This window comes from Dysosmobacter sp. HCP28S3_G4 (assembly GCF_052065175.1).
In the GTDB taxonomy this organism is placed as follows: Bacteria; Bacillota; Clostridia; order Oscillospirales; family Oscillospiraceae; genus Oscillibacter.
Genome location: NZ_JBQHUP010000038.1, coordinates 1 through 23,867 on the forward strand (window position 1 = coordinate 1; position 23,867 = coordinate 23,867).

Annotated in this window: 17 protein-coding genes, 1 tRNA gene and 1 pseudogene; 12 read left to right on the forward strand and 7 right to left on the reverse strand. The window is 60.8% G+C overall.

Annotated features, from left to right (window positions below):
* Positions 1–514: 514 nt before the first annotated feature.
* Positions 515–588: transfer RNA gene (locus ACTNBU_RS09360), tRNA-Gln, on the reverse strand.
* A 139-nt stretch (positions 589–727) separates the two neighbouring features.
* Between ACTNBU_RS09360 and ACTNBU_RS09365 the strand changes: the two genes are divergently transcribed.
* The 4 genes from ACTNBU_RS09365 (at position 728) to ACTNBU_RS09380 (ending at position 4,729) form a co-directional block, all read left to right on the forward strand.
* A complete protein-coding gene (locus tag ACTNBU_RS09365) occupies positions 728–949 on the forward strand; it encodes a hypothetical protein (protein WP_441033222.1) in 222 nt (73 codons plus the stop codon).
* Between the two features lie 120 nt (positions 950–1,069).
* Positions 1,070–1,702 carry a thiamine diphosphokinase gene (locus tag ACTNBU_RS09370; RefSeq protein ID WP_441033224.1) on the forward strand — a complete coding sequence of 211 codons (633 nt, stop codon included), beginning with the start codon at positions 1,070–1,072 and terminating at the stop codon, positions 1,700–1,702.
* 177 nt (positions 1,703–1,879) lie between these two features.
* The gene (xdh, locus tag ACTNBU_RS09375) at positions 1,880–4,429 is read left to right on the forward strand and encodes a selenium-dependent xanthine dehydrogenase (protein WP_441033227.1); all 2,550 of its coding nucleotides are present in this window, start codon (positions 1,880–1,882) and stop codon (positions 4,427–4,429) included.
* A 9-nt stretch (positions 4,430–4,438) separates the two neighbouring features.
* On the forward strand, positions 4,439–4,729 hold the full coding sequence (locus ACTNBU_RS09380; RefSeq protein ID WP_441033229.1) for a hypothetical protein: 291 nt from the start codon (positions 4,439–4,441) through the stop codon (positions 4,727–4,729).
* 74 nt (positions 4,730–4,803) lie between these two features.
* On the opposite strand, the gene ACTNBU_RS09385 is transcribed toward ACTNBU_RS09380, so the two are convergent.
* Positions 4,804–5,382 (reverse strand): nucleotidyltransferase family protein, encoded by a 579-nt coding sequence (locus tag ACTNBU_RS09385; RefSeq protein ID WP_441033232.1) that lies wholly within the window; start codon positions 5,380–5,382, stop codon positions 4,804–4,806.
* Between the two features lie 99 nt (positions 5,383–5,481).
* Between ACTNBU_RS09385 and xdhA the strand changes: the two genes are divergently transcribed.
* The 5 genes from xdhA to ACTNBU_RS09410 all read left to right on the forward strand — a co-directional run bounded on the left by xdhA (position 5,482) and on the right by ACTNBU_RS09410 (position 10,809).
* Positions 5,482–7,776: a xanthine dehydrogenase subunit XdhA gene (gene xdhA / locus ACTNBU_RS09390; protein ID WP_441033235.1), complete on the forward strand. Its 2,295-nt coding sequence runs from the start codon at positions 5,482–5,484 to the stop codon at positions 7,774–7,776.
* A gap of 13 nt (positions 7,777–7,789) precedes the next feature.
* Positions 7,790–8,671 (forward strand): xanthine dehydrogenase subunit XdhB, encoded by an 882-nt coding sequence (xdhB, locus tag ACTNBU_RS09395; protein ID WP_441033238.1) that lies wholly within the window; start codon positions 7,790–7,792, stop codon positions 8,669–8,671.
* Positions 8,671–9,186, forward strand: a complete 516-nt coding sequence (gene xdhC, locus ACTNBU_RS09400) for a xanthine dehydrogenase subunit XdhC (protein ID WP_441033240.1) — start codon at positions 8,671–8,673, stop codon at positions 9,184–9,186. Before xdhB ends, xdhC begins: the two co-directional genes overlap by 1 nt.
* Positions 9,179–9,811, forward strand: coding sequence for a DUF1847 domain-containing protein (locus ACTNBU_RS09405; protein WP_441033243.1), 633 nt, complete (start codon positions 9,179–9,181; stop codon positions 9,809–9,811). Before xdhC ends, ACTNBU_RS09405 begins: the two co-directional genes overlap by 8 nt.
* A gap of 341 nt (positions 9,812–10,152) precedes the next feature.
* Positions 10,153–10,809 carry an AAA family ATPase gene (locus ACTNBU_RS09410; RefSeq protein ID WP_441033245.1) on the forward strand — a complete coding sequence of 219 codons (657 nt, stop codon included), beginning with the start codon at positions 10,153–10,155 and terminating at the stop codon, positions 10,807–10,809.
* A 78-nt stretch (positions 10,810–10,887) separates the two neighbouring features.
* Here the strand turns inward: ACTNBU_RS09410 and ACTNBU_RS09415 are convergent, their stop codons facing one another.
* From ACTNBU_RS09415 to secA, 4 genes are all read right to left on the reverse strand, one after another.
* Positions 10,888–12,423, reverse strand: a complete 1,536-nt coding sequence (locus ACTNBU_RS09415) for an ABC transporter substrate-binding protein (RefSeq protein ID WP_441033248.1) — start codon at positions 12,421–12,423, stop codon at positions 10,888–10,890.
* A gap of 9 nt (positions 12,424–12,432) precedes the next feature.
* The gene (gene pgeF / locus ACTNBU_RS09420) at positions 12,433–13,251 is read right to left on the reverse strand and encodes a peptidoglycan editing factor PgeF (RefSeq protein WP_441033251.1); all 819 of its coding nucleotides are present in this window, start codon (positions 13,249–13,251) and stop codon (positions 12,433–12,435) included.
* Positions 13,252–13,410: 159 nt separating this feature from the next.
* A complete protein-coding gene (locus ACTNBU_RS09425; RefSeq protein ID WP_441033254.1) occupies positions 13,411–13,632 on the reverse strand; it encodes a hypothetical protein in 222 nt (73 codons plus the stop codon).
* A 327-nt stretch (positions 13,633–13,959) separates the two neighbouring features.
* Positions 13,960–16,710: a preprotein translocase subunit SecA gene (gene secA, locus ACTNBU_RS09430; RefSeq protein WP_441033257.1), complete on the reverse strand. Its 2,751-nt coding sequence runs from the start codon at positions 16,708–16,710 to the stop codon at positions 13,960–13,962.
* 370 nt (positions 16,711–17,080) lie between these two features.
* Here secA and ACTNBU_RS09435 point away from each other — a divergent pair, with 370 nt between their 5' ends.
* Both ACTNBU_RS09435 and rlmD read left to right on the forward strand, forming a co-directional pair.
* Positions 17,081–18,682 (forward strand): MBL fold metallo-hydrolase RNA specificity domain-containing protein, encoded by a 1,602-nt coding sequence (locus ACTNBU_RS09435; protein WP_441033260.1) that lies wholly within the window; start codon positions 17,081–17,083, stop codon positions 18,680–18,682.
* Between the two features lie 777 nt (positions 18,683–19,459).
* The gene (rlmD, locus tag ACTNBU_RS09440; protein WP_441033263.1) at positions 19,460–21,082 is read left to right on the forward strand and encodes a 23S rRNA (uracil(1939)-C(5))-methyltransferase RlmD; all 1,623 of its coding nucleotides are present in this window, start codon (positions 19,460–19,462) and stop codon (positions 21,080–21,082) included.
* Between the two features lie 120 nt (positions 21,083–21,202).
* Here rlmD and ACTNBU_RS09445 read toward each other — a convergent pair whose 3' ends face one another.
* Entirely contained in the window at positions 21,203–21,691 is a 489-nt protein-coding gene (locus ACTNBU_RS09445) for a hypothetical protein (RefSeq protein ID WP_441033266.1), read from the reverse strand.
* 26 nt (positions 21,692–21,717) lie between these two features.
* Between ACTNBU_RS09445 and ACTNBU_RS09450 the strand changes: the two are divergent.
* Positions 21,718–23,367, forward strand: a pseudogene (locus ACTNBU_RS09450) (recombinase family protein); the annotation flags it as partial.
* Positions 23,368–23,867: the final 500 nt, after the last annotated feature.

Below are 23,867 nucleotides of genomic sequence, written 5' to 3' on the forward strand. Positions count from 1 at the left end.
ATTTCTACGATTCCACGATCCAGCTTCCCTCGTTCAAGCATCTTTCATCACCCATGCTTATTTTACCATATAAATGCGAAAAAGCCCAGCTATGCTCGACTTTTTCGACAGGCTGAGGCCGTACTCCTGTAATGAGTACGGTCTCTTTTTCATTCGCATTTAGTATCAACAGTTTCGAAAAAGCCTGACGACGCGTTTCATTCTTCTGGCGTTCCTACGGCACGAGTGCATGACCTGCGGCATACGTTCGCCGTACTGTCTCTCCAAAACGGGGATGACGTCAAGACGGTACAGGGCAACTTGGATCATGCTGCCGCAGCCTTTACGCTGGATGTGTACGGTCATATCTCAGAACGTATGAAGGATGACAGCGTCGCCCACATGTAAGCCTACATCGAAAATATGTCTTGAGCGTTACAAGAACGGTTAAATTCCCATAAGCGAGAAATAAGTGGGAAAAGCCAAAAAACGAAAAAAGAAAACCTTGGAACCATTGCGATTCCAAGGTTTCTTCTGGCAGCGGGTGAAGGATTCGAACCCTCACATACAGAGTCAGAGTCTGCTGTGCTACCTTTACACAAACCCGCTATGCTGTTTTGTTCTTGCTGTCGTCCGCAGCGAACAGATATTATTATACTGAAAAGACCGAAATTGTCAACCCCTATTTTACAAAAAAATCAGAAAATTTCCATGGGCCTCTCCGGAACCGTCCGGCATAGACCGACGCATGCTGCGCATACTGCATTTCGGAGGGGATCAAACCGTGAAAAAAGCGGAGAAAAGCCGGAAAACCCACCCGGATCCGGAGGACCTGCTGGAGCTGCGGATTGACCCGGAGCAGAGGCTCTGCCCGGCGGTCGACAGCACCTGCATCGATCTCTACCGAGTGGCGTCTGAAAAAATGGGCGTTCGGGTGGTGGATAACTGCTGCGAGGACAACATCAAATGAGAGAGGGGGCGGTTTCGTCCCCTCTCTCCGCGTCCGGAGAAAACGCATCTGCGATCTCTGATTGCCATGCCGCCGGTTTTATGGTACAATCAGACAAATGCTTTGCAAGGAAGTGAGCCCATGTCCCGATGCTTCATCTTTGCCGCCGGCACCTTTTACGGACTGCGGGAGCGGCCCGCCGACGGTGATCTGGTCATCGCCGCCGACGCCGGATACCGGGCCTGTCAGGCCGCGGGGATCGTCCCGGCGGTGGTGCTGGGGGATTTCGACTCCATGGACGCCCCGGAGGACGGCACCGAGCTGTGCCGCCTGCCGGTGGAAAAGGACGACACCGACACCCTGGCCGCCGTCCGTCTTGGCCTGGAGCGGGGCTGTACGGAGTTCCATATCTACGGCGGCACCGGAGGAAAGCGGCTGGACCACACCGTGGCCAATTTTCAGACGCTTCTGTTCCTCCGCCGCCAGGGCGGTCGGGGCTTCCTCTACGATAACGACTTCGTCTGGACCGTGCTGGAGAATGAATCCATCACCGTGAAAAAAACGGTGGAATGGGGCCTGCTGTCCGTGTTCTCCCTAGGGGACCGGGCGGAGGGCGTCACGGAGACCGGCGTCCAGTATCCCCTGACGGACGGAACGCTGGCCAACGGTTTCCCCATGGGCGTCAGTAACCATATTCTGGAGGACGAGGCTGCCGTCTCCGTCCGGCACGGCGCGCTCCTGCTGGGCTGGGAGCTGCCGGCGGCGGGGGAATGAGCGCTGTTTTACACAAAGAATAACGCAGCGGACGACGGAGCGGTTGCGCCCGGTGCGGAATCATGGTATGATGAACAAAGAAGAAAGGTCGACCTCTTGGACGACTTGGGCGATTTGCCGGATTCCGGCGGCCCGACAGGAACGGCGCGCCGGATACGGCGGGGAAGGGGGCTGCTCATGGCCACGTTTATCGTAAATGGAACCACTGTGACGGCGCAGCGGAATCAGAAGCTGCTGCGCTTTCTCCGGGATGAACTGCGGCTGACCTCGGTGAAGGACGGATGCAGCGAGGGCGCCTGCGGCACCTGCACCGTCCTGGTGGACGGCAAGGCCACCAGGGCCTGCGTCCCCTGGACCGACAAGCTGGAGGGCAAGCGCGTCCTCACCGTGGAGGGCCTGACGGACTTTGAGAAGGACGTGTACACCTACGCCTTCGGACAGGCGGGGGCAGTGCAGTGCGGCTTCTGCATCCCCGGCATGGTGATGTGCGCTAAGGGGCTGCTGGATGTCAATCCCAGCCCCAGCCGGGAGGAGGCGGCCTTCGCCATCCGGAACAACATCTGCCGCTGCACCGGCTACGTGAAGATCATCGACGCCATTTTGCTGGCGGCAGAGGTGCTCCGGGCAGGAGAGATCCCGCCGGCGCCCACGGACTGGTCTCTGGGCCAGCGGGTTCCCCGGGTGGACGTGCGGGAAAAGGTCACGGGAACGGGGGAGTACCCCGATGATATCTACGTGGACGGGATGCTGTACGGCAGCGCCGTCCGCAGTCAGCACCCCAGAGCCCGGGTGCTGGCCATCCATACGGAGGAGGCCGAAGCCCTGCCCGGCGTGGCGGGCGTGTTCACCGCCGCCGACATCCCCGGACAGAACAAGGTGGGCCATCTGAAAAAGGACTGGGACACCATGATCGCCGTGGGGGACACCACCCACTATCTGGGGGACGCCGTCTGTCTGGTGGCCGCCGAGACGCCGGAGATCCTGGCCCAGGCCAAGCAGCTGGTAAAGGTGGACTACGAGGAGCTGCCCATGGTCCGCAGTCCCCGGGAGGCCATGCTGCCCGACGCGCCCCTGGTGCATAAAGAGGGTAATCTGCTGGCCCACAAGCACATCCAGCGGGGCAATCCGGCGGAGGCCATCGCCAAATCGAAGCACGTGCTGACCCAGCGGTTTTCCACGCCCTGGACGGAGCACGCCTTCCTGGAGCCGGAGTGCGCCGTGGCCATGCCCGACGGGGATGGGGTCCTGGTGCTGTCCACGGACCAGGGAGCCTACGACACTCAGCATGAGATCATGGGGATGCTGGGCCTGCCCGCGGAACAGGTGAAGGTCCGGAACTGTCTGGTGGGCGGCGGCTTCGGCGGCAAGGAGGACGTCACCGTCCAGCACCACGCCGCCCTCATCGCATATCTGACGAAGCGGCCGGTGAAGGTGAAGCTCACCCGGGCCGAGAGCATCCTGATCCACCCCAAGCGCCATCCTATGGAGATGGAGTTCTCCCTGGGCTGCGACGAGAACGGCATCATCCAAGGCGTGGCGGCGGAGGTCATTGCGGACACCGGGGCCTACGCCTCTCTGGGCGGGCCGGTGCTGGAGCGGGCCTGCACCCATGCGGCGGGGCCCTACAACTACCAGAACTTCGAGATCGACGGCTGGGCCTATTACACCAACAATCCCCCAGCCGGGGCCTTCCGGGGCTTCGGCGTCACCCAGACCTGCTTCTGCATTGAGAGCTTGCTGAACCAGATGGCCGACATCGTGGGCATCTCCCCGTGGGAGATCCGGTGGCGCAACGCCATCCGCCCCGGGCAGGAGCTGCCCAACGGCCAGATCGTGGACGGCTCCACGGGCCTCGCGGAGACGCTGGAGGCGGTGAAGCCTTATTACGACCAGGCGAAATACGTAGGCATCGCCTGCGCCATGAAAAACGCCGGCGTGGGCGTGGGTATCCCGGACACGGGCCGGTGCCGTCTGGTGATCCGGGACGGCAAGGTCCATATCTTCGCAGGTGCCTCCTGCATCGGACAGGGGCTGGGCACCGTCCTGACCCAGATGGTCTGCGGCGAGACCGGCGTGTCCCATGAGAACGTGGTCTACGAGCGGTCCAACACCTGGTGCGCCCCGGACGCGGGTACCACCTCCGGCTCCCGGCAGACGCTGTTCGCCGGCGAGGCCTGCCGCCGGGCCTGTGAGGGCCTGCGGAAAGCATTAAAGGAGAATTCCTTGACAGAACTGGAAGATCAGGAGTTCTACGGCGAGTACCTGGGCAAGACGGACCCGCTGGGGGCCAAGGTGCCCAATCCCGTCAGCCACATCGCCTACGGCTACGCCACCCAGATCTGCATCCTCGATGAGGACGGAAAGATCCAGCAGATCGTGGCGGCCCACGACGTGGGCAAGGCGGTGAACCCCACCTCCATTGAGGGTCAGATCCAGGGCGGCGTGGTGATGTCCATGGGCTACGCCCTGACGGAGCGGTATCCCCTGACGGACTGCAAACCCACCGCCAAATACGGCACGCTGGGCCTGTTCCGGGCCAATCAGATCCCGGAGATCACGCCCATCATCATCGAGAAGGAGGGGCTGAACGTGGCCCGAGGCGCCATCGGCATCGGAGAGATCACCTCCATTCCCACGGCACCGGCCATCGCGGACGCCTATTTCCGTTACGACGGCAAGTTCCGCACCGTCCTTCCCCTGGAGGACACCCCCTACGCCAGAAAGTGAGGACGGAAGATGGAACAGTCGAAATTTTACCGCCGGGGCTGGCTGTGCGCCGCCCTGTCGCCTGTGGCCTGCGTGCTGTTTCTGCTGGGCGGGATCGCCGGGCTGTGGGACCAGACGGGGAACCAGCTGGTCACGGTCCTGGCGGGCATCCTGACGGTGGAGATGCTGGTGGGGACCATCGCCCCCTTCTGGTGGCTGCTGACGGCCTTCCGCCAGCGGCGGCTGGGCAAGGAGCAGTCCGCCATCCTGATCTTCGCCAACGCGGCGGCCCTGATCATCAGCATCGTGTTTTTCTTCTGACAAAAGAGAAGACGGCCAGCGCTCTCCGCATGGCCGTCCGGTCAATGAATTTTGCGCCTTACCCGGCGGGGGCATCAGCCCTCCAATTCTGCCAGCGCCGCCGGGGTGTCCACGTCGTGGAGCACCGCCGGACCCACCTCCCAGAGGATCAGGTCCTCCTCATGCCGCCGGATGACGGTGCTGCCGCCATGGTCCTCGTTCAGCTCCATCAGCTCAGGGAAGAACCGGGCGGGGAACAGGCAGGGATTGCCCCGGACGCCGTTGTGGCCCAGGGCCGCGATTTTGTCCGGATGGGCCAGATAGAACCGCACCAGCGAGGCCACCGTCTCCCGCCGCAGCAGCGGCTGGTCCGACACCTGAAACAGCACGGCATCGCAGTCCCGCAGGGCCGTCAGGCCCAGCTCGATGGTGTGGCTGATGCCCCAGTCGGGATGCCGGTTGTGGATGGAGGCAAAGGAGAATTCCCCCGCCAGATCCATGACCTCCGGATACTGGGTCACCACCACAACGGAGTGGAACAGCTCCGACGGCACCGCCTCCAGCGCCCGCCGTATGAGCGTCTTTCCCTCCCATTGGGCCGCCAGCTTGTTTTCCCCGAACCGCCGGGCATTACCCGCGGCCATCACCACACACCCCAGCTTTAAATTCCTCATTCCTAATTCCTCATTCCTAATTCCTAATTGATGATAGTATATCCGTTTTCCCCCGCGTCAGTCAACGGGGGAACAGACCGAAAAAGGAGGCCACGCCCTATGAGCAAATGCGTTGGAAAAAGCGTGACCCGCGTGGATGCCTACGACAAGGCGTCCGGCAGGGCCAAATACACGGATGACCTCTGCGACCGCAGCGCCCTCATCGCCAAGGTGCTCCACTCCACCATCGCCCACGGCTTCGTGAAGTCCATCGACACCGGGGAGGCGGAGGCCATCGACGGCGTGGTCCGCATCCTGACCTGCTTCGACGCGCCGGACCGTCCCTTCCCCACGGCGGGCCATCCCTGGTCCACGGACCCCAAGCATCAGGACGTGGCGGACCGGCTGCTGCTGAACCGGCACGTGCGCTACTACGGCGACGACGTGGCGGTGGTCATCGCGGAGAACGAGGTGGCTGCGGCCCAGGCCGTCCGGGCCATCAAGGTGGAGTACGAGGAGCTGCCCTTCGTGCTGGACGTCCAGAAGGCCATGGAACCCGGCGCGCCCCAGATCCACGAGGAGTATCCCGGCAACGTGCTGGCCCATACGTCCCTGCGGAACGGCGACTATGAACACGCCTGCCAGGAGCCGGGATTGATCAAGGTGGAGGGCTGGTACGACACTCCCACCGTCCAGCACTGCCACATTGAGAATCACCTGTGCTACGCCTATGAAGAGAGCGGGAAGGTCGTGGTGGTGTCCTCCACCCAGATCCCCCACATCACCAAGCGGGTGGTGGCCCAGGCCCTGGGCCTGCCCTGGGGCAGCGTCCGGCTGATCAAGCCCTATATCGGCGGCGGCTTCGGCAACAAGCAGGACGCCCTGTACGAGCCGCTGTGCGCGTGGTGCTCCCAGATGGTGGGAGGCCGTCTGGTGAAGCTGGAGTGCAGCCGGGAGGAGACCTTCGTCTCCAACCGGGTCCGCCACGCCATCCGCACCCACATCATCTCCTGGGTCCGGCCCGACGGCACCTTCGCCGCCCGGAAGATCGAGTGCTTCTCCAATCAGGGCGCCTACGCCTCCCACGGCCACGGCGTCTGCGCCAAGGGCATGGGTGCCTTCCCCCAGCTGTATCCCTGCCCCAACGTGGAGGGCGACGCCTGGACGGTGTACACCAACCGTCCCACCGCCGGCGCCATGCGGGGCTACGGCATCCCCCAGGCCATGTTCGCCGGAGAGTGCCACATCGACGATGTGTGCCGGGCCATCGGCGCGGATCCGGTGGAGTTCCGCCGGAAGAATCTGATGCCCGTGGGCTTTAAGGATGGCTTCTCCAAGAACGAGCTGTACAGCGACACCTTCAACCAGTGCATGGACAAGGCCATGGCGGCCATCGACTACCGCCGGAAGTACGAGGAATACCAGCACCAGACCGGCGATATCCGTAAAGGAATTGGCCTTGCCGTGTTCTGGTACAACACGGCGGTGTGGCCCATCTCCCTGGAGTCCTCCTCCTGCCGGATGGTGCTGAATCAGGACGGCTCCCTCCAGTTCCAGACCGGCGAGACGGAGATCGGCCAGGGCTGCGACACCGCCTTCTCCCAGATGGTGGCCGACGCCGTGGGCGTGCCCCTCAGCGCCGTCCACGTGGTCAGCAGCCAGGACACCGACGTGACCCCCTTCGGCACCGGCGCCTACGCCTCCCGCCAGACCTACATCGGCGGCTTCTCCATCATGCAGACCGCCATGGCCCTCCGGGAGAGGATCCTGAACGTGGCCCATGAGCAGACCCGGATGCCCGTTTCCAATCTGGACCTGGTGGATGGGAACATCGTCCGCAAGTCTGACGGCCGGGTGCTGGAGACCCTGGGGGAACTGGCCACGGAGTGTCTGTACTCTCTGGAGCACAGCCAGCACATCACCGCCGAGACCACGGCCCAGATCAAGTCCAACGCCTACTCCTTCGGCTGCTCCATCGCCGAGGTGGAGGTGGATATCCCCATGTGCAAGGTGAAGCTGCTGCGGATGGTCAACGTCCACGACTGCGGCAGTCTCATCAACCCCGCGCTGGCGGAGGCCCAGGTCCACGGCGGCATGTCCATGGCCATCGGCTACGGACTCAGCGAGGAGCTGAAATTCGACGAGAAGACCGGACGCCCCCTGAACAACAACCTGCTGGACTACAAGCTGTCCACCGTCATGGATCACCCGGACCTGGACGCTCTGTTTGTGGAGAACGCGGAGCCCACGTCGCCCTTCGGCACCAAGTCCCTGGGCGAGCCGCCGGCCTGCTCCGGCGCGCCGGCCATCCGCAACGCCATTGCCCAGGCCACCGGCGTGTACATCGACCGCTGCCCCATCACGCCCCACGTGCTGTACCGGGAGTTCCGGGACGCGGGACTGATCCGGGATTGAAGGAGGAATCGCCATGTATGATATGAAAGCCCTGTATCAGGCATCCAGCGTCCAGGACGCGGTTGCCCTGCGCCTGGCCCATCCCGACGCCCAGATCATTGCCGGCGGCTCCGACGTGCTGGTGCAGATGCGGGAGGGCAAGCGGGTCGGCGCGGAGCTGATCTCCATCTACGGTCTGGACGAACTCCGGGGCATCAAACTGGAGGAGGACGGGACGCTGCGCATCGGCAGCCTGACCAGCTTCTCCCACATCACCCGGGACCCGCTGATCCAACAGTACGTCAATGTGCTGGGGGAGGCCGTGGACCAGGTGGGCGGCCCCCAGATCCGGAACATTGGCACCATCGGCGGTAACACCTGCAACGGCGTCACCTCCGCCGACTCCGCCTCCACGCTGTTCGCCTACGACGCCGTCATTGAGCTGACGGGGCCGGAGGGCGTCCGCCGCCTGCCCATCCAGGAGTTTTACATCCGGGCGGGCAAGGTGGACATCCGGGCGGGAGAGATCCAGACCGGTATTCTCATCCCGCGGGAGAGCTATGAGAACACCTTCGGCCACTACATCAAGTATGCCATGCGGAACGCCATGGACATCGCCACGCTGGGCACCTCCGTCAACGTCCGCCTGTCCGCCGACAAAAAGACGGTGGAGCGGGCGAGAGTGGCCTTCGGCGTGGCGGGCCCCATCCCCATGCGGGCGTCCACGGCGGAGCGTACCGCCGCCGGACAGCCCGTCAGCCTGGAGCTGGCGGAGGCCTTTTCCGCCGCCGTCCGGGAGGACATCAACCCCCGGGACTCCTGGCGTGCCGCCAGGGACTTCCGGATGCACATTGCCGTGGAGAGCGCCAAACGGGCGTTCATCGAATCCGTGAGACTGGCGGGAGGTGAGCTGTGATGGTGGAAAAGCACGTGACCCAGTATCAGACGGTTCATTTCAACCTCAACGGCCGGGACGTGGAGCGGACGGTAGACGTCCGGGCGTCCCTCACCGACATGCTCCGCAACGACTTCCGAATGACCTCCGTGAAGAAGGGCTGCGAGGTGGGGGAGTGCGGCGCCTGCAACGTCCTCATCGACGGCGAGGCTTTCAACTCCTGCATCTATCTGGCGGTCTGGGCGGAGGGAAAGCACATCCGCACGCTGGAGGGGCTGCTGGGCCCCAACGGCGAACTGTCCGACATCCAGCAGGCCTTCGTGGACGAGGCTGCCATCCAGTGCGGCTTCTGCACGCCGGGCTTTATCCTGACGGCGGTGGAGATCCTGGAGAGCGGAAAGGAGTACAGCGACGACCAGCTGCGCAAGCTCCTGTCCGGTCATCTGTGCCGCTGCACCGGCTATGAGAATATCCTCCGGGCGGTAAAGAAGACCATGTACAGGCGGCTGGGAAAGGAGCTGCCGAACCATGAGTGAGTTCTGCGGAAGCTGCGTGGACTGCGCGGTGAAGAGCTGCAGCCGGATGGACGGCAAAAATCCGGCCTTTTGCCTGACCACTCACATGGATGAGGAGGCACTGGCGGAGGCCATGCTGCTGTACACCGAGGACGACTGGAACCGGCAGACTGCCATATCCGCCGCGGAAGTGGAGGCGGAGTTCTACTGCAAGATGACCCGGGTGGAGGAAATCATGGAGTTCGCCCGCCGGATGGGCTTTCACCGCATCGGCATCGCCACCTGCGTGGGGCTTCTGGCGGAGGCCCGCACCGCCGCCCGCATCTTCCGGAAGGCGGGCTTCGAGGTCTACGGCGTGGCCTGCAAGGTGGGCGCCCAGCCCAAGACCGCCATTGGCATCCCGGAGCACTGTCAGAAGGTGGGGAAGAATATGTGCAACCCCATTTTGCAGGCAAAGCTGCTGAACCGGGCAAAGGTGGACCTGAACGTGGTCATCGGCCTGTGCGTGGGCCACGACTCCCTGTTCTACAAATACGCGGAGGCGCTGACCACCACCCTTGTGACCAAGGACCGTGTGCTGGGCCACAACCCCGCGGCGGCGCTGTACCAGGCGGAGGCCTATTACTCCAGGCTCCTGAAGGATTGAGACAAGGCGGCGGACGATCGTCCGCCGCCTTGCGTTGTCGAAAGACCTTGTCTGTAGGAAAAGAGTTCTTTTTTGCAAGGGGAGTACGAGGGGGCGGGAGCCCCTTCGTATGGAATCGAATGCCTGCAAAAAGCCTGCGTCAGCAGGCGTTTGCGCCGCGCAGCGGCAGCTTTTCGGCCCGCTGCGCGGGCAGAAAAGTGAGGCATTGTAAAGGCAGTAAAAAGTCCGGTCCGGACTTTTTGCTGCCGAACGGCGGACGATCGTCCGCCGCCTGTCATTTTATTTGACGATTCACTGAAAACGCGCTATAATAAAAATACCAAACGAGAGGAGGTATTCTGATGAAGACCATCATCACCATTGGACGGCAGTTCGGCAGCGGCGGCAAGGAAGTCGGCATCCGGGTAGCCAAGGAGCTGGGCATTCCGTTCTATGATAAAGAGCTGCTGCAGGAGGCGGCGAAGAAGAGCGGCCTGTGCGAGAAGATCTTCGAGAACTTCGATGAGAAGCCCAAGAGCCTGCTGTACTCCATCGCCATGGACTCCTACATGTTCAGTCTGCCCGGCAGCGGCGCCGGAGAGTCGCTGGAGCAGCAGGTGTACCTCGCTACATACGATACCATCCGTCAGATCGCGTCTCAGGGCCCCTGCGTCATCATCGGCCGCTGCGCGGACTACGCGCTGGCGGATGATCCCAACCGCCTGAGCCTGTTCATCTATGCGCCCATGGACGTGCGGATCGCCCGGGTGGCGAAGCGCCAGAACCTGACGCCGGAGAAGGCCCGTCAGCTGATCCTCAAGACCGACAAGCGCCGCGCCTCCTATTACGAGTACTATTCCGCCCAGCGGTGGGGCGCAGTGGAGAGCTACGACTTCTGCCTGGATTCCAGCGCTCTGGGCCTGGGCGGCACGGTGGAGCTGATCCGTACCATGGTGGATCACAAGGAACATCCGGTGCCCAGCCCCACGGAGGAGGATCCCACCCAACCCAAGGCCTGAGAAAACTGCATCTGACCGCGCCGACGCGCGAAAAAGAGCGGACCGCACAGCGATCCGCTCTTCGTTTTCATGCGGCGTTCAGGCCAGATGCAGGGTAATGCCCTCCAGGTTGTAGAAGGGGTCGGCGGCGGTGGGGGACAGTCCCTCCGCCACGCCCGTCTGGGTCAGGACGGAGGTGCGCTTGAAGCATACCGGCAGGATGGGGGCCTGGCTGAACAGCCGCGCGCACAGCGCCCGCATGGACGCAGCCTGGTTCTGGGATGCGGCGCAGGCGCTCAGGATCTCGTCCATCGCCGGATCGGACCAGCCACTGTAGTTCAGCTGTCCTCCGGTGCCTATCAGCGCCGTCAGATCCCAGTCGGCGGTGAGCCGGACCTCCGCGAAATAGAGGTCATAGTTCCCGGCGGCCAGGGCGGTCAGATAGTCCTCCCAGGGCAGAGTCTCCACCGTGAACTTCAGATCAAAGACAGACAGGGAGGAGGCCAGATACCGGGCGATGGAGACCTTGAAGGAGTTGTCGTCGTTTACCAGCAGCGTCAGCTCCCGGGTGGTCTCGCCGGTGTTGAGCCCCACATCTGTCATGGCGTCCTCAAAGGCGTTGTAGGAGTAACCGGTCTCCAGCTCCGCCGGATACAGCGCGGATACCGGGGAGACGGGGAACTGAGCGGCCACGGCATGGCCGGAGAGATAGACGTCCGCCACGGTGGAGCGGTCCACGCCCAGACTGAGGGCCCGGCGGACGGCAGGATCGCTGAGCAGCTCCCGCTGGACATTGAAGCCGATATATTGGAGCACGGTGGTGTCCGCGTCCGTGGAAGAGAAGCTGCCGGCGGCGCTGAGGGGCTCCGAATCCGTCAGATCGGCGGTGATGAGCTGCACGGCGTGGGAGGTGAACTGATAGCGCAGGGCGTCAGAGCCGGTGCAGGGCACCAGCTCGATGCGATCGGCGGGCAGTTTTCCGCTGCCCCACCAGCTGCTGTTGGGCACCAGATAGAAATTTCCGCTGTCGGACACCAGTGTATAGGGCCCGGTGCCGGTGGGCACGGAGTTGTTCTCCGTGCCGGCCTTCACGATGGGGATATCCAGCAGGGCGGTGAAGCCGGTGTTGGGCCGGTTCAGGGTGATGACCACCGTGCCCTTGGCGGCACGGACCGACTGGACGCAGGCCAGCCGCGCCTGATAGCGGGGCGCGGTGCGGGCACGGTTCAGGGTGGCAGCCACATCGGAGGCGGTGAGGGAGGAGCCATCGCTGAAGGTGACGCCCTCCCGGAGCTGGAGCGTCCAGGTCATGGCCTCCGGGTCGTAGCTGGCATCGGTGCAGAGCCGGTACTGGGGCTCCAGCTCTTCGTCCAGCTGAAACAGGCCCTCGTACAGCAGGGCGCCCAAAGTCTGTTGGGCGCCGTCGGGACAGGTGACGGGGTCCAGGGCGGCGCCGGAGTCGTAGGGAAGGGAAAAGGTCTCAGGCAGGGCGGCGGACGGCTCCTCCTTTTGAGAGGAGAGGGCGGCCAGATCGCCGGGGAGGGGCGCGCCGCCCTCATCGGGCAGCTCCTGGGTGCATCCGCTGAGGAGCAGAGCCGGCAGGAGCAGGAAAACGGCGGCTTTTCGGAACTTCATGGCCTGCCCTCACTGCCGTCCGGAGAGGGCGATCATGGCCGCCTGGGCACCCCGGGCGTCGCCCATCTTCCGGTAGGACCAGAACCAGTCCGTCCGGCAGGCGGTGCAGAGACCGGACACGTCAATGTGTTCCGGCAGGACGCCCGCCCGCAGGAGCCACTGGCGGTTCAGACCCGCCAGATCCACGTGGTACTTGGCGCCCCGGCGCTCCAGACAGCCCTCCGCGTCTGCGCCCAGGGCGGCCCGCATGGCCTCCGGCACGTCGCCGTCGGTCTCGAAACAGCACCGGCCGATGCAGGGCCCCACAGCAGCCAGGACCGTCTCCGGTCTGGCGCCGTATTCCCGGACCATGGTCTGAACGGTCTTCTCCACGATCCCGGCGGCACAGCCCCGCCATCCGGCGTGAACGGCACCGATAGAGCGGCTGGACGGGTCGTACAGCAGGATGATGCCGCAGTCGGCGGAAAAGACCAGCAGCGGCAGATCCGGTTCGTTGGTGACCAGGGCGTCGGCGGTGTAGTCCCGCTCCCGCAGCAGGCCCTTTCCGGCGTCGGCGGCAGTGCAGACCCGGACGGTGGTCTCATGGACCTGCCGGGACAGGACGGTCCGCTCCACATCCGTGCCGACGGCGGCACAGAAGCGGCGGTAGTTCTCCTGCAGCGCGTCCGGAGCGTCGCCGCAGCCGGTCCGCAGGTTCAGGGAATCCCAGGGCGGCAGGGAGACGCCGCCCTTCCGGGTGGAAAAGCCGTGCCGGATGCCGGAACAGCCGTCCAGCAGGGGGGAGGACAGCCAGAGCAGTTCGTTTTGCTGATGGATCTCAAAAGACATGACAAAATCTCCTAATCAAGATGGACAGAAGAAGCCGGAGCCGCGTATCAAAACAGCATACGCCGTTCCGGTAGAAATATGCCCCCTGCCCTCCGGCAGGAGAACAGGGGGCGCATGTTTTGTAAAGTGCTGCCGGAGCCGGAAGATGCAGCCGTGGGGTCAGTCCGGGTTCTCCTCCACTTCATGGTGATGATACCCACGGCGGGCATAGATGATGCCGCCAATGCAGACGAAAACGCCTACGCATAGCAGCAGGATGCCCCATCCGCCCAGCAGAAGGCCGGTCAGACACATGATGCCGCCGGTCAGCAGCAGAGCAATGCCGTACAGAATGTCCTTGATATCCTGCAGCAGCACCAGAACGCCATCATAGTCTTTCATGAAAGGACTCCTTTCCTGCGGAAAAAAACCGCCTGCGTCCTCACTTTTGCCCGGAAGACAAAAGTGAGAAGAAAGGGAGGTGGCAAAGGCCCCCGCAACCACCTATCAGCTGCCGCAGGCGGCCAAGAGGAAAAGGGCCAGGAAAAACCTAAGGTTTTTCCGGTTCTTTTGCCCAACGGGCAAAAGAATCTGCCATAATCATTTTTCAGGCGGCGTGTACGTCGGAAAAATACCGAGACCCCAGCCGCCGGGGGCGGCGTCACCAGTGACCGACGTCACTGGTGGTGGGGGATTCTCAAGGGGGAGCCTGCTCCCCCTTGAACAACGTCAGTTGTCGTGGTACTCCTTGCACGTGCACTTCTTCCACTTCAGGCCGCTGCCGCAGGGGCAGGGGTCGTTGCGGCCGATCTTGTTGACCTTCACGGGCTGCTTCTTGGGAGTGGTGCCGTCGCCGCCCACGTTTTCGGTCATACCCTTGGCCACCCGCTCACGCTTGACTTCCTCGTCCTTCCTGATCCGGACGGAGAACAGACGGCGGACAGTCTCGGACTGGATGGCGGCGATCATCTCCTCAAACATGGTCAGGGACTCCTGCTTGTAGGCGATGATGGGATCGGTGTTGGCGTAGGCACGCAGACGGATGCCCTGCTTCAGGTCGTCCATGGCGTCGATGTGGTCCATCCAGTACTCGTCCACCACCCGGAGCATGATGACCCGCTCCAGCTCCCGCATCAGCTGCGGAGTGATCTCGGCCTCCTTGGCCTCGTAGGTCTTCTCGGCGGCCTCGGTGAACATCTCGGCGAAGTCGTTCTGGGTCTTCTCGGCCAGCTCTTCCTCAGTGAAGGAGAAGGAACCCTTGGGGAAGTACAGTCCCTCCAGCCCCCGGAGCATGGTCTGGAAGCCGGCCTGATCCAGGGACTGCTCCTCGCCGAAGGCCAGGGCCACGTCGTTGGACAGAACGGTGCGCATCATGCTCAGGACATTTTCCTTCATGTCCTTGCCGTCCAGAACCTCACGGCGCTGGTTGTAGATGATCTCGCGCTGCTTGTTCATGACATCGTCGTACTCCAGCACGGACTTACGGGACTGGAAGTTCCGGGACTCCACGGTGGTCTGGGCGTTCTCAATGGCCTTGGTCAACATCTTGCTCTCGATGGGGGTGTCCTCGTCCAGATCCACCTTGTCCATCATGTTCTGGATGCGGTCGCCGCCGAACAGGCGCATCAGATCGTCTTCCAGGGAGATATAGAACCGGGTCTCGCCGGGATCGCCCTGACGGCCGGCACGGCCACGGAGCTGATTGTCGATCCGGCGGGAGTCGTGGCGCTCGGTGCCGATGATGAACAGACCGCCCGCGGCGCGGACCTTGTCGGCCTCGTCCTTGATCTCCGCCTTGTGGGCGGCCAGACGGTCGGCGAACAGCTTCCGGGCGTCCAGGATCTCCTGGTTGTCGGTCTCGGCGTAGCCGGTGGCCTCCATGATGAGTTCGTCGCTGAGACCGGCCTTCCGCAGATCGGCGGTGGCCATGTACTCGGCGTTGCCGCCCAGCATGATGTCGGTGCCGCGGCCCGCCATGTTGGTGGCCACGGTGACGGCGCCGAACTTGCCGGCCTGGGCCACGATCTCGGCCTCTTTCTCATGGTTCTTGGCGTTCAGCAGATTGTGGTGGATGCCCTCCCGCACCAGCAGCTTGGACAGGGCCTCGTTCTTCTCAATGGACACGGTGCCCACCAGGACGGGCTGGCCCTTGGCGTGGCACTCCTTGATCTGCTCAATGACCGCCCGGTACTTGCCCGCCTCGGTCTTGTACACCACGTCGTGGTGGTCCTCACGGGCAACGGGCTTGTTGGTGGGGATCTCGATGATATCCAGGTTGTAAATGGTGGCGAACTCCTCCTGCTCGGTCATGGCGGTACCGGTCATACCGGACAGCTTGCTGTACAGGCGGAAGTAGTTCTGGAAGGTGATGGTGGCCAGGGTCTTGTTCTCGGAGTTGACGCTGACGTGCTCCTTGGCCTCGATGGCCTGATGGAGGCCGTCGGAGTAGCGGCGGCCGAACATGAGACGGCCGGTGAACTCGTCGACAATGATGACTTCGCCGTCCTTCACCACGTAGTCGATGTCCTTCTTCATGACACCGTGGGCCTTGATGGCCTGGTTGATGTGGTGGGACAGGGTGGAGTTCTCCGGATCGGCCAGGTTGTCCAGATGGAAGAACTGCTCGGCCTTGGCGATGCCGCTGGCGGTGAGCATGGCGGATTTGGCCTTCTCATCCACGATGTAGTCGGCGTCCTCGTTCTCGTCTTCCTCTTCCTTGTTGTCCACCTCGGCCACCACCTTCTTCTTCAGGCGGGAGACGAACATCTCAGCCATGTCGTACAGCTGGGTGGACTTGTCGCCCTGGCCGGAGATGATCAGGGGGGTCCGGGCCTCGTCGATGAGGATGGAGTCCACCTCGTCCACGATGGCGAAGGCGTGGCCCCGCTGCACCAGCTCGGTGGAGTAGATGCACATATTGTCACGGAGATAGTCGAAGCCCATCTCGTTGTTGGTGCCGTAGGTGATGTCGGCGGCGTAGGCGGCCTGCCGCTCCTTGGTGGTGAGGCCGTGGACAATAAGGCCCACCTTCAGGCCCAGGAAGCGGTGGACCTTGCCCATCCACTCGCTGTCGCGCTTGGCCAGATAGTCGTTGACGGTGACGATGTGGACGCCCTGGCCTGTCAGGGCGTTCAGATAGGCGGGGAGAGTGGCCACCAGGGTCTTGCCCTCGCCGGTCTTCATCTCCGCGATGCGGCCCTGGTGGAGGACGATGCCGCCCACCAGCTGCACCCGGTAGGGCCGCAGGCCCAGCACGCGGTCAGCGGCCTCCCGCACGGTGGCGAAGGCCTCCGGCAGGATATCGTCCAGCGTCTCACCGTTCCGGAGACGCTCCTTGAACTCCGCAGTCTTGCCCCGGAGCTGTTCGTCGCTCATGGCCTTGTACTCGTCGCCCAAGGCCTCGATCTTGTCCACAATGGGGTAGATGGATTTCAGCTCCCGGGAGCTGTAATCGCCAAACAGTTTCTTCATCAGACCCATGGTATTTGAAAACATCCTTTCTCAAAATCCGCCGCAGCGCCGGAGAGGCGCTCCGCGGATGCAATTGCTTTTATAAAATAAGTGGCCATACCAAAACAAGTGTAGCATAACACAACTCTCCGCGGAATGCAAAGAAAAAACGTAGATTCTTATAAAAAGTTCACAAATTGGAAAATCGCGGACCGCAAAACCGATTGCGCGGTGCGGACCTTGCGGGAGCCGGGGGAAGCGCGGGGACGGGAGTGACAAAACGGAGAAAATGTCGGTTGTGATGCGGAAGAAAATGTGATAAACTGAACAACGGAAGAAAGCGGGTCTGTCCGGCGGCGGCAGGCCAAGCCAACATCAAATCACGATAGGAGGACGTTCCATGGAACTCAGTTTTTACGGTGCCGACCAATGCGTCACCGGCAGTTGCCACTGTCTTGAGGTCAACTGGAAAAAGATCCTCATCGACTGCGGCCTGCAGCAGGGACGGGACGAGGTGTCCAACGCCGAATTCCCCTTTGCCGCCAACACCATCGACTACGTGCTGGTGACCCACGCCCACATCGACCACAGCGGCCGGATCCCCATGCTCATCAAGCAGGGCTTCCACGGGCAGATCCTTACCACCCGGCTCACCGCCAACCTGATGGAGATCATGCTGCTGGACTCCGCCCACATCCAGGAGCAGGACGCGGAGTGGAAGAACCGCAAGGGCGAGCGGTCCGGCGCGCCCCATGTGGAGCCGCTGTACACCATCGAGGACGCCCAGCGGGTGAAGGAGTTCCTGACCACCTGCGAGTACGGCCAGACCGTTGATCTGTGCGAGGGCGTGGAAGTGGAGTTCGTGGACGCCGGCCATCTGCTGGGCTCCGCCTGCATCGCCATGGACCTGACGGAGAACGGCGTGAAAAAGCGCATCGTCTTCTCCGGCGACCTGGGCAACATCAAGCAGCCCATCATCCGGGATCCGGTCCACTTCTCCGGCGCGGACTACGTGGTGATGGAGTCCACCTACGGCGACCGGAACCACACGGAGGTCTGGAGCTATACCGACGATTTGGCGCGGATCATCGACGAGACCATGGCCAAGGGCGGAAACGTCATCATCCCCTCCTTCGCCGTGGGCCGCACCCAGGAGTTGCTGTACTTCATCCGGGAGATCAAGGACGCGGGACTGGTGAAGTCCAACCCGGACTTCCCGGTGTACATCGACTCCCCGCTGGCCAAGAAGGCCACCACCATTTTCACCGGCGACCTCCACGGCTATCTGGACGACGACGCCCTGAAGCTGGTGGCCGACGGCACCCATATGTTCAACTTCACCAACCTGCGGATGACGGAGACCAGCGAGGAGTCCAAGGCCCTGAACGAAGACCGCAGCCCCAAGGTCATCATCTCCGCCTCCGGCATGTGCGACGCGGGCCGCATCCGGCACCATCTGAAGCACAACCTGTGGCGTCCGGAGTGCACCGTGGTGTTCGTGGGCTATCAGGGCGAGGGGACCCTGGGCCGTCATCTGCTGGAGGGCACCCAGAGCGTCAAGCTGTTCGGCGAGGACATCGCCGTCCAGGCGAAGATCGTCAACTTCCAGGGCCTTAGCTCCCACGCTGACCGGGATCATCTGCTGAGCTGGATCGCGGACTTCAAGGCCCCCAAGCCCCAGCATGTCTTCGTAGTCCACGGCGACCGGGAGGTGGCGCCCTTCTTTGCCCAGACCATTCAGGGCATGGGCTTTGAGGCCCACGCGCCCCAGTACACCGAGGTCTATGACCTGATCGAAAACAAGCAGCTGGCGCCGGGCTATCTGCCGGAGCGGAAGGTCAAGGCCGTAGGCGGCGCCAAGACCAGTTCCGCCTACGAGCGGCTGGTGGCTGTGGGCCAGATGGTCATGGAGTCCATCAAGCGCTCCAAGGGCCGGGACAACAAGAGCCTTGCCAAATTCGCGGATCAGCTGCGCCTGCTGCTGGAGAAATGGGAGGCGTAAGCGATCCCGGAGCATGGAATCCGTTTTCCGGGGCCGGTCCGGCCGTATTTGTGGTGATGCCAGCGGGCCGGCCTTCCTGGAGAAGCAGGTAATTTGTGATACAATTTAGGGAAAGATTGCGGGAATTGAGAACCGAGAAGTCAAGCGGCGGGAGATGACGGAACGGCTGGGAATGCAGCTCCGCTCCTACCAACATTACGAGGGCGGAGAGCGGCGTCCGGACTATGAGGGACTGGTAGCTCTGAAAGAAACAGGGGGTATCCGGAATGTCCTTTCCACCAATCTCCCGCAACTGCCGATGTGCGGCAGCAAAATAGGAGTAAAGTGCATCCGGGAGCACCCCCAGCACCAGCCTCCCGCAACCACCGGACTGCGGCAGCAAAAGAGGAGCAGAAGGGCATCCGGGAATTCCCCCAATTTTTGCAACTACCATATGCGGTTGAGCGATCCAAGCCCGTAAGTTTCCACCAGTCCAAAACCCCCGTAACAGGCGCTGCGAGCATTCCGGGCGAAGCCCGGAATGCCGCCGCCAGCGTCTTTTCTCTTGACACCATCAAAAGGCGCTTTCTCTTTTCGGCGCAACCGAAAAGAGAAAGGGGGTTTTGAAGCTGCGGCCTTTGTCGCACTTCCCGCGCCCGGAACGGGGGCACCTCTGCACCCCCGCGAGGGACCTCGCAAAGCCGCCGGGCTTCCCCGGTACCATCCCCGCGCCCCGGCACGGGGCCCATTTTTCGGAACCGCGAACAACAAAATCTATCTCGATCGTAAGGAATCACTATGGAAAAGTTACAGCTCAACAAAGTTTATACCGGCACCGTGGAGGGCTACTCCAGCGAAGGCCTGGGCATCGTCCGGCTGGACGGTGCGGTGGTGTTCGTGCCCCGTGCCGTCCGGGGGGAGATCATCGACCTGAGGATCACCAAGGTGATGAAGACCGCCGCCGCGGGGGAGATCGTGAAGATCAAAAAGTCTTCCCCGGAGCGGACGAAGCCGGAGTGTCCGTATTTCGGCGTCTGCGGCGGCTGCGATTTCCAGCATCTCAGCTATGCGGAGGAGCTGTGGGCCAAGCGGCAGCGGGTCCAGGACGCCCTGACCCGTCTTGGCGGCACGGACCTCCAGGTGGAGGAGATCCTGGGCGCGAAGAATCCCCTCCACTACCGGAACAAGAGCCAGTATCCCGTGGGCGCGGACGGCTCTATCGGCTTCTACAAGGGCCGCACCCACGCGGTGGTGGCGGTGGACCGGTGCATGATCCAGACGGAGCAGAGCGACGCCACCGCCCGGGCGGTGGGAGAGTGGATGCGCCGCTACAAGGTCCCCGCCTATGACGAGCGGACGGGCAAAGGCCTGATCCGCCACGTCTACGTCCGCACCAACCGGAAGGGGGAGACTCTGTGCTGCGTTCTGGCCAACGGGAAGCAGCTGCCCCGGGAACCGGAGCTGGCGGCCTACGTTCGGGCGGCGGCGCCGAAGACTGTGGGCGTGGTGCTGGGCACCAACACCCGGCCGGGCAATGTGATCCTGGGGGAGAAGTACCGGACGCTGTGGGGAGAGAGCTGTCTCATGGACACCCTCTGCGGCCTGACCTTCAAGCTGTCGGTGCCGTCGTTCTATCAGGTGAACCGGGACCAGGCGGAGGTGCTGTACGGCAAGGCGCTGGAATTCGCGGGCCTGACGGGGGCGGAGACGGTGCTGGACCTGTACTGCGGCACCGGCACCATCACGCTTTGCATGGCCGGTAAGGCCAAAAAGGTCATCGGGGCGGAGATCGTTCCGGCGGCCATCCGGGACGCGGAGGAGAACGCCGTCCGGAACCATATCGGGAACGCGGAGTTTTTCTGCGGCGACGCGGCGGACATCGCGGCGAAGCTGGAGAAGGACGGTCTTCGGCCGGACGTCATCACCGTGGACCCGCCCAGAAAGGGCCTGGCGCCGGAGGTCATCGCCTCCGTGGCGGCCATGGGGCCGTCGCGGGTGGTGTACGTCTCCTGCGATCCCGCCACCCTAGGCCGTGATGTGAAGATCTTCGCCGGTCTGGGGTATCAGGCCGTCCGCGCCGCGGCAGTGGACATGTTCCCCGGGACGAAGCATGTGGAGACGGTAGTGCTTTTGTCCAAACTCAATGCCAAGCAGCATATCGAGGTGGAGTTGAATCTGGACGAACTGGATTTGACCGCTGCGGAGAGCAAGGCCACCTATGATGAGATCAAAGCCTATGTGTTGGAAAAGCACGGTCTGAAGGTGTCCAGCCTGTATATCTCCCAGGTCAAGCGGAAGTGCGGGCTAGATGTGGGACAGAATTATAATCTGTCAAAGAAAGAAGACGCGAAAGTGCCACAGTGTCCGCCGGAAAAAGAAGCGGCAATTATGGATGCACTAAAGCATTTTCAAATGATTTGAGATGTAGACACAATTACCCTTTACTCCAAGAAAAAATATAGCGCAGCCCACCAATCAATAATAATTGGTGAGCTGCGCTTATTATTTTGGCATGTAATCAGCCTATTTTATTGAATGCTGTCAAGAATCTTTTGTACGGCATTGTTCACATTTGTACCATACATGAGAAGTATCAAAACGTGGTTTTACTCTAGAGAGATCAATATATAATTTCCCATTATCAGGCTGCGCCGAATCAAGAAATTCTTCCTTTAACACTCGTTTCCACGCCATCTCAGTTTCGTTCCCGTCATGCCATTCCATGATCTCGCGGATAGTTTTTGAGAATCCCCAATCCTTATCAAGCCCGTAGCCACCGTAATTGGGGCGGACTTTCAACCGAATTGTGTCACTAATTGTATGGCCGATAGCTGTAGACATATCGCAAATTGATAGTATCCACGCATTAAAAAAGTCAATAAACTCCTCATCAGTAACCGTCACATTGTTCTCTTCGAGTGCATCTACAGCATCAAAAAGAGCCTGGTCTGTAGGTTCAATCCAGCTTGTGGCCGAGTCATACAAGGTGTTATAGCCACCAGCAAACAACCGCAAGAGATATTCCTGCATCTGAACAGGAGCGTTTGCAATCGTGAATCTTGGGGCATACGCGAGTGTCTACCGCTATGCAGATTGACGGCTACTCGCTGGATGCCCAGAAATCCCGCATGAAAGCCTTTGCAGAATTCAATGATTATGAAATTGCTCACGAATATGAGGATGCGGGAAAATCCGGTAAATCGATTGAAGGCCGTACGCAGTTTAACCAGATGATGGAGGACATTAAAACCGGCAAGGACGGCGTTTCCTTTGTTCTAGTATTCAAGCTGTCCCGTTTTGGTAGAAATGCGGCGGATGTCCTTTCCACCTTACAGGTCATGCAGGATTTTGGTGTCAACCTGATCTGCGTGGAGGATGGTATTGATTCCTCCAAAGATGCAGGAAAGCTGATGATCTCCGTCCTATCGGCAGTGGCAGAAATTGAGCGTGAAAACATCCGTGTCCAAACCATGGAAGGTCGTATCCAAAAGGCCAGAGAGGGCAAGTGGAATGGCGGCTTTGCCCCCTACGGCTATAAACTGGTGGATGGCAAGCTGCAAATCAACGAGGAGGAAGCTCCGGCGATTCGCACCATCTATGAGCAGTATGTTACAACCGATTCCGGCGCAAATGGGATCGCAAAATATCTTGAAAATCATGGGATTAGCAAAGTCCAACGCCAGAACGGGAAAAATCCTCTTTTTGATGCCCGTCTGATCCGCATGATTCTGAAAAATCCGGTTTACTGCGGCAAGATTGCCTATGGCAGGCGAAAAACCGAAAAGGTGCATGGAACCAGAAACGAGTACCGTTTGGTAGAACAAGAAAACTTTTTGTTGGTGGATGGTCTGCATGAGGCCATTATCCCGGAGGATGTATGGCAGGCAGCACAGGTCAAGTTGGCTGCTCAAGCCAAACGGTATGAACACGTCAACAAAGGGAAAAACGAATGCACTCACCTGTTGTCCGGCATTGTAAAGTGTCCCGTATGCGGTGTTGGAATGTATGGTAATAAGTGCGTGAAACGGAAAGCGGACGGCAGCAAATACAAGGATTTCTACTACTATGGCTGCAAACATCGCTCTATGACCCGTGGGCATAAATGCGATTACAAGAAGCAAATTCGGAAAGAGCTGCTGGACGATGCTGTAGCGGAGGTAATCTGTAAGCTGGTCAGCAATCCCAAATTTGCGGCGATGATGCAGGAAAAGATCAACATGAAAGTCGATACCACGGCGATTGAGCAGGAAATCAGCAACTATGAAAAGCAGCTTCGTCAGGCTTATTCCACCAAATCCAAGCTGATTGAAGAAATCGACTCTCTTGACCCAGACGACCGGCATTACAGCAGGCGGAAATCAGACCTTGATGATCGGCTCTATGGGATGTATGATAAAATTGAAGAATTAGAATCCCTGCTGATTGCAGCCAGAGTCAAGAAACAGGCCATTGAGGCAGAAAAGCTGACCGGCGATAATATCTACAAGGTCCTGATCTACTTCGATCAACTCTATGGAAAGATGAACGACAGAGAGAAACGGCAGTTGATTGAGGAACTGATCTCTGAAATTCAGATTTACCCGGAGCGTCAGCCCAATGGCCAGTGGCTGAAATCCATCAAGTTCCGGTTGCCTATCATCGAGGAAGATATGAATATTAGTTTGGACAATGAACAGCATGTTGAGACGATGGTCCTCTTGTCACGGGAAACAAATCCACTGACGGTTGAGGTCAGAATGGAAGTGGAAACCGGAGAGGTTAAGGAGCATCCGACCTATAAACGCATTCAGGAGTATGTGCAGGAAAAGTATGGCTTCAAAGTTCATACGGCATATATTGCCGAGGTCAAGCGCATGGTCGGATTGGATATGCACAAAGCGCCGAACGCTGTGGAGCAGAGGAAGCATGAGTATCATCCATGCCCGCCTGAAAAGGTCGAGGCAATTAAGGATGCTCTGCGGCATTTCGGCTTAATTGCTGAGTAACGTCACTGTGAGGCAGTAAAAATGCCTTATTAAAACTGGAGATAGTGAGAACAGTGAAATCCTTTCTCCCTGCATGAAAAAAGCACATCAGAAAGCAAAGCACGGCAGAGCGGAGACCATCCCAAATTTTGTGTAAACCTCCGATGTGGTGTAGAATAGAAGCACCACATCGGAGGTATTACATATGGCCAGAAAGAATCGTACCCCAGAAGAAAATGCAC